Source organism: Methylobacterium sp. J-070 (assembly GCF_022829385.1).
Classification (GTDB): domain Bacteria; phylum Pseudomonadota; class Alphaproteobacteria; order Rhizobiales; family Beijerinckiaceae; genus Methylobacterium.
Genome location: NZ_JAKSXX010000091.1, coordinates 1 through 9,805, shown reverse-complemented (window position 1 = coordinate 9,805; position 9,805 = coordinate 1). Strand labels below are relative to the sequence as shown.

The window sequence follows — 9,805 nt, the reverse complement described above, 5'->3', positions numbered from 1 at the left end:
TCCCCGCTGCGATCGATGCTCTCGACCGCCTCGCCGGTCTCGATCGCCGCCACGTCCTAGCGAGCTACGCCGCCCTAAACCGCCCCGCAGCCTGAGGAGCCATCATGCCCTGCAAATCCGATCCTGATCGCCTGCCCCATCCCGGCCGCACGTCGGCCGAGCGCCGCGCCCTCGATCGGGTTGGTTGCGGCGAGCCCCCATCCTGTTCGCCGAAGACGTTGAAGGCGCTCCTCGACGCTGGGCTGATCGTCGATGCGGGCGGCGAGATACGGCGCGATGCCCTCGGGGCCTATCGGGTCCCGTCCTACGCCATGCCGATCGCCGTCCACTACCAGTGGTGCAGCGCCGTTGCCTTCACCGACGAGGAGATGGCCGAGTTCGAGGCCGGTCTCCGCAACAACGCCGCCTGAAAGGATCAGCATGAACGCCACCCAGATCGACACGATGTGGTTCCAGGCCCACCCGGACCGGGAATACCGCCTGCGCCGCCAGACGGCCGCCGAAGTGGCCCGGTGGCCCGTCCATCCCGGTCCCGACTTCGACCCTTGGTGCATCATCCGCCGCGCGGACGGCGTGATGGAGGTGTTCGCCCTCATGGTCGGCGACACCTGGGACGATCACGACCTGGAGCTTGAACTGTTCTTCGACAGCCTCCGGGATGCCGCATGAGCGCTTCTCTCACAGTCGAAACCGCCGCCGATGCCCTCCTCCGGGTCATCGTGAAGCGAGATCTGGAGCGCCGTCACGCGGTTTCCCCTAAGGCGACCCAGGGCGACGCCGCATCGTGGCACGACGTGACGACGATCCCCCACTACGGAGAACTGGATCTGCCCGGGCTCACCACGGACCCGATCGGCACCGCGTGCCGGGCTGAGCTTCGCCGGATCGGTCACGCCATCCATGCTGCCGGTGGTTCCGAAGCGTTGAACCCGGCGATGATCACGATCGCTCAGATGGACATGACGCACGCGGACTGGCGCACGATCGTCCTGAAGAGCGTGTGGGCCGGCGTCGGAGCCCGCGTGTCATGACCCAGCACCGGCAGGCTCGCGACCTACCTCTCGCCTCCTGCTGGCTCGGTCTCCTGCGGGTCACTCTTGAGGCTGTGCCTCACGGTCGTCTTGGTGCGGTCGGCTGCGTCCTGCTCCTTGGGCGTGGGCCGCATCTGCGGGTGCCCATTCTCACCGAGCCGCTTCCGACCGGCGCACTCACTCGCTTTACGTTCGTTCTCGGACAGATTTGCACTGCCGCTTTGGTCGTAGGCCATTGGGCCCTCCTGACCCTGAACCAACGCCTCGATGAGACAGTGGTTCGAAGTGTCGGCCCTAGCAAGAGGGGAAGACCATGACGCCCCGAGAAATCGCCGCTTTCAACGCCGGTATCCGTACAGCCCGTGAGGCCGCGCTGATCGTCGCCGTCACCCTGGAGACCCGCGAGGGCTCGACCTGTGTCCGGGACCGCGCCGCCATCCAGGCGTTGCAGGGTTTCGCCGAAGATCTTGATGCTCTGGTTCTCGGCCGGGAGGCAGAGCCGATGCAGCGCGTCCTCGTAACGACTCCGAGGACGATGAAAGACTTGTGCTCGCTCACGAACCTAGACCGTGCGTGTCGTCGGGCCTCCAAGTCCCGAATGAGTCGATAATCCAGGTGACGGTCGAGCGTGCGAGACAGTCATAATTCCGAATACCGTATGGATTGATCCGAGCTACCAATCTGATAAGTTTCTATTCCTTTGCATCGCGCCTTTACGAAATATTATGCCAGAATGACTTTAGATTTCATATAACGCGGCTTGGTGGCACGCGACCTGGAACAGAAGTGGTGGGTCCGATTTCATAAATCTGCGTCAGAGATAAATTCTGCGTCTAGATATATCATTTAGGAATTTCGGCGGATTAGCAAAGTGTCGGAGAGCATCAGCGACGCTCACCGCTTCCGTAAGCGGAGTGTGACTTCCGAACTCGTCGTCGCCGGGCGGGCGATGGTCGTAAATGAATGGGAGTTCGCCTGCTCATGACGAAGCCTCCATATCTCGCTTCACGGGACAGTCGTCGCTCTGAACCCAGCCGCAATCCCGTCCGTCGGGGTGCGCGTGTGGGTTGTCGCCTTACGCTGCCGTGGTGAGGCCTCTGAGACACCATCGCGGTTCAGTTCGCCAAGCCGTTCACCGCTGACACCTTCGGAGAGCACGTGCGGCCATGAGCTTGAACCGCCCTACAAAGCTGCGCTGGCGCCGCCTCCCCAGCACCCTGAAACGGAATGTCGCTCGGTGGAAGGGCTGGCGCGGCCGTCTCGCGACGGCGTGGGCGACGATCCCAGCCATCACCGTGTTCGCAGCCTGCCTGATCGTGCCCTTCGTCGTCCTGTGCGCAATCATCGGCTACAAATGGACTGCCGCCGAGCAGGCGCGATCGACGGCGCAGATGACGACACTGGCCGATGCCGCAGCCGACGATATCACCCGCTTCCTCGACGGCCATGTCACGATCCTGCGGGCGCTGGCGACCTCGCCCGCCCTCGATCACGGCGACTTCGGCCGCCTCGCGCAGCAGGCTCGCGAGCTTCTGGAGCACGAGGGTATCGGCGTCACGCTGCGCGACCCCTCCGGGCAGATCCTCCTCGACACGTCGGGGGTCTCGTCCGCCGATTACCCGGACGCGGTGGGCCAGCTTGCGGAGGCTGCGCACGCCTCGCACGTGTCGGATCTCGTCGAACGTGGGGCGGGCAAGAGCCCGATCGTGACCCTCGAAATGCCCGTGGTGCGCGACGGTATGCGCCGCTTCACCCTCAGCGCCGTCCTGCATCCCGTCGCATTCAATGATCTGCTGCGGCGCGGCGGTGTCGGGAAGGACCTGATGGGTGTGGTGGTGGACCGGCAGGGCCGGGTGATCGGCCATTCCGCCACCAGCGATTTGCAGGTCGGCCAATTCGTGAAGGGCTTCGACCAGCGCAAGGGCGATCAGGGTTTCTGGTTCGGTACAAGCCCCAGAGGGCTGCCGCTCCGTGTGGCCTACCGGCGTCTTCACGACACCGGCTGGATGGTCAACATCGCCATGACGGAGGCGGCCTTCCGTGCGCCGCTGGAGCGCTCGCTCTGGGGACTCGGGAGCCTGACACTTGCCCTGATCCTGGGCGCTGCCGTCCTCACCGTCCCGGTCATCCGGCGCATGGACGCCGCACGCCGGAAGCTGAACGAGACTTCGGAACTGCTGCGCCTCGCCCAGGCGGCGGCGGGCGCGGGCGTGTGGGATTGGGATGTGCGCGGCGACCGCGTTCGCCTGTCGCCCCTCAACGCTCGCATGCACGGCCTGCACGTCCCGGACGACGCCCTTGACGCGCGGGTCGTCATCTCGGTCGCCGCATGGGAAGCACGGGTCTTCCAGCAGGACCTCCCCGGGGTCTGGGAGGGCATCGAGCGCGCCAAGACCGCGGGAGGGACCTTCAGCGCAGAGTTTCGCACGCACGATCCCGAAGCGACGAAAGGCTATCGCTGGGTGCAGACCCTCGGCAGCGTCGTGCACGACGAACACAGCGGCGAGGCCATCCGCTTCGTCGGCCTGCACCTTGATGTGACCGCCCGGCGCGAGGTCGAGGAGACCCTGCGCGCGAGCGCGGCTCGGTTGAGCGCCAGCGAGGAGCGTCTGGCGCTGGCCCTCGACAGCGGCCAAGGCGGCTTGTTCGACTGGGACATCGCGGGCAAGGAGACGTGGTTCTCGCAGCGCTGGCTCGACGGTCTTGGCTACAGCGACGATCCGAGGCTTCACGCCGCCGACTACTGGATGGACACGGTCCATCCCGAGGACCGCGAACACGTCCGCGCGCGGATGCGCACGCACCTGAAGGACCTGACACCCGCGTTCGAGTGCGAGTACCGGCAGAGGCGCACGGACGGAAGCTACATCTGGGTCCTGAACCGCGCACGCGTGACCGCTCGAGCGGCAGATGGGCGGGCGCTGCGGCTTGTCGGCACGATGATCGACATCTCACAGCGCAAGACGGCCGAGCTAAGCATCGAACACATGGCGCTGCATGACGCGTTGACCGGCCTGCCCAACCGAACCCTCTTCCGCCAGGACCTTGACCGTGCCGTGCGACGGGCGGCCTCCGCCCCTCATCGCCACGCCTTGCTCGCGCTCGATCTCGACCGCTTCAAAGCCGTCAACGACACCTATGGTCATCCCAAGGGCGACCAGATGCTGTGCCTCGTGGCTGAGCGTATTCGCGCGGCGGTGCGTGATCAGGACACCGTGGCCCGGCTCGGCGGCGATGAGTTTGCGGTGATCCTGAGCGACATCGACGGCGAAGCGGAGACCTGCCGCATCTGCGAGCGCATCATCGCTGCGGTGGACGAGCCGATCCTGCTCGACGGTGTGGCGATCGACATCGGCGTGAGCGTCGGCGTCGCGCTCATGCCTGACGACGGCGCCACCGCTGAGGAGATCTTCCAGCGCGCCGACGCGGCGCTGTACGAAGCCAAGGCGGCGGGCCGGAACACATACCGGATGTTTGAGGCAGGGGCCTATGCCCGCACCGCTACGCGCAGCCTGCTCGCGCTAGACATGAAGGAGGCGATCCGGCGGGGCGACTTTTTCCTCGCCTACCAGCCGATCATCGACGTGACGAACGGCTCGGTCGTCAGTTTCGAGGCGCTGATGCGCTGGCGGCATCCGGTTCACGGCCTGATCCCGCCCAATGAATTCATCCCGGTGGCCGAGGAGACCGGCCTGATCGTGCCGCTCGGCACTTGGGCGCTGAAGGAGGCGTGCCGCGAGTCGATGAACTGGCCCGAGCCCCTGCGTGTCGGCGTCAACGTCTCGGCGGTGCAGTTCCGCGGCGGTCTGGAAGAGGCAGTCGTCGCCGCGTTGTCGAGCAGCGGGCTGCCCGCGGGGCGCCTCAAGCTTGAGGTGACGGAAAGTCTTCTGGTGCAGGATTGGGAGCAAGCCGTAGCGGTGCTGCACCGGCTGCGCGCACTCGGTGTGCGGATCGCACTCGACGACTTCGGGACCGGGTATTCGTCGTTGAGTTACCTGCGCCGCTTCCCCTTCGACAAGCTGAAGATCGATCGCGCGTTCATCCGCGACATCGCGGACCCGGATGCGGCAGCGATCGTGCGGGCGGTGGTGGGCATCGGCGAGCGGCTAGGTATGGGCGTCGTGGCTGAGGGCGTTGAGACCGCCGAGCAGCTTGAGCTTGTACGCCGGGAGGGTTGCACGGAGGTGCAGGGGTACTTCTTCAGCAAGCCATTGTTGGCCACCGAAGCGCGCGCGTTCGTCCGTGACCGGTTCACCAGCGTGGCGGCTTAGTCCTCGCAAGAGGGAGGGTTAAACCTGCTTCGGCCGCTGTGTCCTACGCTGTGCCTCGCGCCACTCGCCACGGCCTCCTGCGCCAGCATCCTGTGCCGATACCGCCCATTGCGGCTACCCTTGGGCGCGCCGTTTCCGGAAAATCAAACCGTCTTCAGGTGCCCGTCTGCCTGGATCTGGTGTTAGGCGTTGTCTATTGATAAGAATTTGATCGATAGGCTCTTACATGCAAAACCTTCTTACCCGCCTCGGTCGCTTGGAAACCGCGATCGTCGTCAAGCCGCCGGGTCAGGTCCGCCGGTTCGTGGTGCAGGGCCCGCACGGCATGTCCACGGACGAGGCCACGGCCTTCCTTCAGGAGCAGGGGCACGACTTGGGCACCAACGGCATCAACATCGTTCGGGTGATCGTCGGCGCCGAAGATGGCCGTCCTGTCGATCTGCCGCTTTCGGACCTCACCCCGAGGCAGCCGGAATGATGCTGCGCCCTGTATTTTCCCTGTTGTTTACAGGAAATGGCCTCCTGCCGAGGTGCTGCTGATGGCGAACGAGGCGACCCAGTTCGAGCCCGGCCAGAGCGGCAATCCTGGCGGCCGTCCGCGAGGTGCCCGCAATCGCTCGACCAAGGCCCTTGAGGCGATCCTCGACGGCGAGAGTGAGGCCCTGACCCGTCGAGCTATTGAGCTTGCCTTGGACGGCGACACGGTCGCGCTGCGCATGTGCATGGACCGCCTGATGCCCGTCCGGAAGGACCGGCCGATCACCTTCACCTTGCCCGAGATCGAGACCCCGGCCGACCTGACCAAGGCGACCCGCGCGCTGATGCAGGGCGTTGCGGACGGCGAGATCACCCCCTCAGAGGCGGCCGAGCTGTCGAAGCTCGTGGACGCTCACGTCAAGGCGATCAGCGCCGCTGACTTCGCCGAACGACTGGCCGCCCTAGAGCAATCCGCAGGTAGCAAGGGAGCACGTCGATGACGCCACGCGCGATGGACAGGCTGGCCCGTTTGGAGGCGAACGCCGCCACGCCTACGACCGGAAAGCACCTCATCTTCCGGGTAGAGGCCCCGCAGGGGACCCCGGTCAGCGAGATCGTCACCTTCCTGAAGGATCAGGGGCACGCCATCCACGAGGGTGACGACGTGTTCGTGATGAACCTCGGCGCCCACCAGATGGCCGAGGGCGAGGCCCCACGTGATCTGTCGCCCGTTCTGCTGACCGAAGAGGCGCGGGCGGTGGCCTCGTCGGCCGGGCAGTGGCCGAAGTGCTGCAAGGAATTCACGTTCAAGCTCGACAGCCCGCGAGACCTGCAATGACCCCGAAGCTTGAGGACCGGCTCGCCCGACTGGAGCAGGCGCAAGCGGCTGAAAGCAATCGGGTGACGATGCCGCCCGGCCTGTATGAGCACATGCTGTGCAACGCGGTTCAGCACCTCAGCGACTACCCGAACGGCGAGACCGATACCTTGAGCGACGGTCTAGCCCGCCTCCTCGGCTACCGCGATCAGATCGAAGCGGATGCCGCCACGGAGACAGATCCCGAGACATTCCGCGAGCGAGTGGGGACTGTCTGGCCGCGCTTGGTTGAGCGGTATGCCCCGCCGGGATCGGGTGAGGAGAGGGCCTACGACAACCTGCTGTTCAAGACTTGGGTCGGCATCCTCGGCGGGGTGCCTCCGTTCAAGGACTACCAGCACAAGACGGCGGACGCCTTCTACGGCCCGAACGGACTGCTCCGGCTCGACTACTCGGCCGCCTGTGTGCGGGCCGCGTTCGCCTACTACGGCACCACCGCCGAGGAAGTGGAGGCAGAGCATGTTGAGCACCGACGCCCTCAATAAGCGCCTCGCCCGTTTGGAGGCGGCCCGCGCCGTGGCGCCCGCCCGGTTCACGCCCGAGGAAGCTGCTGAAGCCGCCCAGCGGTACGAGGCGTCCCTGCACGAGCCGGAGGAGTCGGACCCGCGCGCCGAAGCGTACTGGGCGACGGCGACCCTGCATCAGATCTCGTCCGATTACGACGCGATGCTGAAGGGTGCCCCGGCACCGTGGGAGTGAGGTGGACTAGTCAGGTCGCCGGGCGGTTGAGGGTCAGCTTGAACGACCCGTTCACATCTTCCGATCGTGTCTTGAGGGCGAAGCCTGACATGTCGCCGATCTCGAAAACCATAGGCTCGTCCCCCGCCTCGGCTGTGAGCAGGCAGACGCGGTACTCGTTCTGGTAGGCGAACGGCATCTGCTTCCTGAATAGGGCGACCTCGGTCTCGAAGTCGCCGTGGAAGGTTTCGGCTTCATAGTATTCGATACGATCCGCCTTGTACCAGTGACTGGTGCCCTCCAGTGCCCTGCGAAGCTGGGTAATGAACTTATTGGCATCGACAACCACGGCGTGCGGACCGAAGTGAAGGCACCTCGGGTCAAGCCGTAATCCAGCCCGCATCTGCTCCTCGATTTCTTCGTGCTCTCCAGACAATTCGGCCGGGTCGAGCATCCTCACCGTGGACATGCAGAAGACGTACAAGTCGGAGTAGATGGTTCTCGTGATGGCGACAGGCCCAGCCAGATCGGCTTTGGTGATCTTGATCGGATCGAAGCCCTCGAAGTTGATCGTCAACTCGGTGCGATCGGGCTGATGCCATGAGACCACGCCCTCGTGAGCGTCGGGCCTACCGTCACCCGTCTCCGCGGCCTCAAGGCGCTGGAAGTACCCCAGCTTCCGCATGAAGAGACTGCCCCTCAGGAACTGATCGGCATGAGCCTCTTCGGTGAAGAACTTCACGAAGGCCGCGGTTCGTGACGGCATTCCACACTCCCAGGAAGTGCCCGGACTACGCCGAGGTCATGGTCACCGACCCATCGTCGGGATCGACCGCCTCGACCCGAGGGCTGACGAGCCCGATCGCGCCGACAACGTCATCGAGGCCGCGGTTGCAGGCTCCCGCGAGTATGTCGCTCGACCGGGTTGGCATGACGGCCAAGAGGCTGCGCACCAGCACGGACACGGTGGCCTCACGGGCGGTGGGATGGAACTCTGCGCCGTCCTGTTCGCGCTCGAAGGCCGAGACGACGTTGGTGGCGATGAGGGCGGCGAACTGCTCAAGGTCAGGGCTCGGCATCATCTCAGCGGGGCCTAAAGTAAAAGATTTCTCTCAAGATAACGTATTGCATTTTGTCGCGCGACAACAGACTGTGCTGCCTTCTCCAAAATCAGGTGCACCGTGAACGAGAACGCAGGGACAATCGAGGCGACTGCCGTAGATTATGTAGAGCTGACAGCCAGCATCGTCGCAGCCTACGTATCCAACAACTCAGTGCGACCGGCCGACATGGCGGAGCTGATCGCTAGCTTGCATGCTGCGCTCACGGGGCTCGGCAATGCCGGCGCACCCGCTGCTCCTGTCGCTGAGAAGCTAACGCCCGCCCAGATCCGCAAGTCGATCACACCGGACGCGCTGATCAGCTTCCTCGACGGCAAGCCGTACAAGACGCTTAAGCGGCATCTCACCGGCAACGGCCTGACCGTGGAGCAGTACCGCGAGCGCTTCGGCCTGCCGCGCGACTATCCCACGACGGCGGCCAGCTACTCGGCGCAGCGCTCGGCGTTGGCCAAGAACCTCGGGCTCGGCCAGCAGCGGCGGAAAGCGGCTCCGAAGGCTGCTGCTGCCTCTGAGACCGTCTCGGAGAAGCCGAAGCGGGCAGGCCGGCCGCGGAAGGCCAAAGAGCCGGCGGAGGCCTAGAACGGCCGTAGAAATGCAACCCCAATGATGCGTCACTTGAACAGGTCACGTAACGCCTGTTCAAGGCGATCCACTATAACAATAGCCAAGTCACGGTCCGTCTCTCGGCGCTCTTTCCGACGCTTGCTTCGGGTGGATGAACTATCAACTGAGCTGACCGCGGACGGCCTCTGCTCTTCTCGCTGCTGATTTTCGGCATCTGACATACGCCACTCCATACGCACGCTAACCAGGTACCCTCCCACCTCGTAAATGGCAGCGGATGGTCAGCTGCCAGAAACCGCCTCTACCTCGAATTATTCAAATGGTTACTGCAGGCCGACGGTGACGAACTTTCCGTTCTCGTCGAGCTGCGTCCCCCAGATCATGTGCGACGCCTGGTGCTCGCTCGGACCGAACTTCAGCGCGGTCCCGAGCCCCAGATCGAGGTTGCCTAAGCCTTCTAGCGCGTCAGCCAACCGCTCGCCGTCGATTGTCGACCCCGGAGTCGCCGCAATACGCCTGACCGCTTCGATAAGGATCTTCGCCTCGATAAACGCCTCAAGCGACACATAATCCGGCTGCTCGCCGGGGAAGGACTTCGCCAACGACGCCTTGAACTCGAGGACGGCCTTCGAGTAGCCGGCCACTGCGGGGACCACCTGGGTGACCAGGACGCCGGCGCCGACACCGTGCCCGACCAGGGCGAGTTCCTCCGCCAGGGCGGTGGCGCCGACCGCGGAGACGTCGGTGTAGATCATCCGCGGGTGCAGCGGCTGGGTCAGCTTCATG

At 64.8% G+C, this 9,805-nt stretch carries 13 protein-coding genes; 10 read left to right on the top strand and 3 right to left on the bottom strand.

Annotated features, from left to right (window positions below; all coding sequences use genetic code 11):
- Positions 1 to 104: 104 nt before the first annotated feature.
- The 9 genes from MKL01_RS06815 to MKL01_RS06775 all read left to right on the top strand — a co-directional run bounded on the left by MKL01_RS06815 (position 105) and on the right by MKL01_RS06775 (position 7,355).
- Positions 105 to 410, top strand: coding sequence for a DUF4093 domain-containing protein (locus tag MKL01_RS06815; RefSeq protein ID WP_243904461.1), 306 nt, complete (start codon positions 105 to 107; stop codon positions 408 to 410).
- A 10-nt stretch (positions 411 to 420) separates the two neighbouring features.
- Positions 421 to 669 carry a hypothetical protein gene (locus MKL01_RS06810; protein ID WP_243904460.1) on the top strand — a complete coding sequence of 83 codons (249 nt, stop codon included), beginning with the start codon at positions 421 to 423 and terminating at the stop codon, positions 667 to 669.
- The gene (locus MKL01_RS06805; protein ID WP_243904459.1) at positions 666 to 1,031 is read left to right on the top strand and encodes a hypothetical protein; all 366 of its coding nucleotides are present in this window, start codon (positions 666 to 668) and stop codon (positions 1,029 to 1,031) included. The genes MKL01_RS06810 and MKL01_RS06805 overlap by 4 nt, the downstream gene beginning before the upstream one ends.
- Positions 1,032 to 2,197: 1,166 nt before the next feature.
- Positions 2,198 to 5,302, top strand: a complete 3,105-nt coding sequence (locus MKL01_RS06800) for an EAL domain-containing protein (RefSeq protein WP_243904458.1) — start codon at positions 2,198 to 2,200, stop codon at positions 5,300 to 5,302.
- Positions 5,303 to 5,558: 256 nt separating this feature from the next.
- A complete protein-coding gene (locus MKL01_RS06795) occupies positions 5,559 to 5,780 on the top strand; it encodes a hypothetical protein (protein ID WP_243904457.1) in 222 nt (73 codons plus the stop codon).
- Positions 5,781 to 5,841: 61 nt separating this feature from the next.
- On the top strand, positions 5,842 to 6,279 hold the full coding sequence (locus MKL01_RS06790) for a DUF5681 domain-containing protein (protein WP_243904456.1): 438 nt from the start codon (positions 5,842 to 5,844) through the stop codon (positions 6,277 to 6,279).
- Positions 6,276 to 6,617, top strand: coding sequence for a hypothetical protein (locus tag MKL01_RS06785; protein WP_243904455.1), 342 nt, complete (start codon positions 6,276 to 6,278; stop codon positions 6,615 to 6,617). Before MKL01_RS06790 ends, MKL01_RS06785 begins: the two co-directional genes overlap by 4 nt.
- Positions 6,614 to 7,141 (top strand): hypothetical protein, encoded by a 528-nt coding sequence (locus MKL01_RS06780; RefSeq protein WP_243904454.1) that lies wholly within the window; start codon positions 6,614 to 6,616, stop codon positions 7,139 to 7,141. Before MKL01_RS06785 ends, MKL01_RS06780 begins: the two co-directional genes overlap by 4 nt.
- Complete coding sequence (locus MKL01_RS06775) at positions 7,116 to 7,355, top strand: hypothetical protein (protein WP_243904453.1); 240 nt, start codon at positions 7,116 to 7,118, stop codon at positions 7,353 to 7,355. Before MKL01_RS06780 ends, MKL01_RS06775 begins: the two co-directional genes overlap by 26 nt.
- A gap of 10 nt (positions 7,356 to 7,365) precedes the next feature.
- Here MKL01_RS06775 and MKL01_RS06770 read toward each other — a convergent pair whose 3' ends face one another.
- Positions 7,366 to 8,076: a hypothetical protein gene (locus MKL01_RS06770; protein ID WP_243904452.1), complete on the bottom strand. Its 711-nt coding sequence runs from the start codon at positions 8,074 to 8,076 to the stop codon at positions 7,366 to 7,368.
- 49 nt (positions 8,077 to 8,125) lie between these two features.
- The gene (locus MKL01_RS06765; protein ID WP_243904451.1) at positions 8,126 to 8,416 is read right to left on the bottom strand and encodes a hypothetical protein; all 291 of its coding nucleotides are present in this window, start codon (positions 8,414 to 8,416) and stop codon (positions 8,126 to 8,128) included.
- 99 nt (positions 8,417 to 8,515) lie between these two features.
- Between MKL01_RS06765 and MKL01_RS06760 the strand changes: the two genes are divergently transcribed.
- Complete coding sequence (locus MKL01_RS06760; protein ID WP_243904450.1) at positions 8,516 to 9,034, top strand: MucR family transcriptional regulator; 519 nt, start codon at positions 8,516 to 8,518, stop codon at positions 9,032 to 9,034.
- 308 nt (positions 9,035 to 9,342) lie between these two features.
- Here the strand turns inward: MKL01_RS06760 and MKL01_RS06755 are convergent.
- On the bottom strand, positions 9,343 to 9,805 hold a 463-nt coding region (locus MKL01_RS06755), incomplete at its 5' end, for an ABC transporter substrate-binding protein (RefSeq protein ID WP_243904449.1).

Excerpts from the sequence above, each read along its gene's own strand:
- MKL01_RS06765 (WP_243904451.1), bottom strand. The coding sequence starts at position 8,416 with ATGATGCCGAGCCCTGACCTTGAGCAGTTCGCCGCCCTCATCGCCACC.
- MKL01_RS06815 (WP_243904461.1), top strand. The coding sequence starts at position 105 with ATGCCCTGCAAATCCGATCCTGATCGCCTGCCCCATCCCGGCCGCACG.
- MKL01_RS06785 (WP_243904455.1), top strand. The coding sequence starts at position 6,276 with ATGACGCCACGCGCGATGGACAGGCTGGCCCGTTTGGAGGCGAACGCC.
- MKL01_RS06800 (WP_243904458.1), top strand. The coding sequence starts at position 2,198 with ATGAGCTTGAACCGCCCTACAAAGCTGCGCTGGCGCCGCCTCCCCAGC.
- MKL01_RS06805 (WP_243904459.1), top strand. The coding sequence starts at position 666 with ATGAGCGCTTCTCTCACAGTCGAAACCGCCGCCGATGCCCTCCTCCGG.
- MKL01_RS06780 (WP_243904454.1), top strand. The coding sequence starts at position 6,614 with ATGACCCCGAAGCTTGAGGACCGGCTCGCCCGACTGGAGCAGGCGCAA.
- MKL01_RS06775 (WP_243904453.1), top strand. The coding sequence starts at position 7,116 with ATGTTGAGCACCGACGCCCTCAATAAGCGCCTCGCCCGTTTGGAGGCG.
- MKL01_RS06810 (WP_243904460.1), top strand. The coding sequence starts at position 421 with ATGAACGCCACCCAGATCGACACGATGTGGTTCCAGGCCCACCCGGAC.
- MKL01_RS06790 (WP_243904456.1), top strand. The coding sequence starts at position 5,842 with ATGGCGAACGAGGCGACCCAGTTCGAGCCCGGCCAGAGCGGCAATCCT.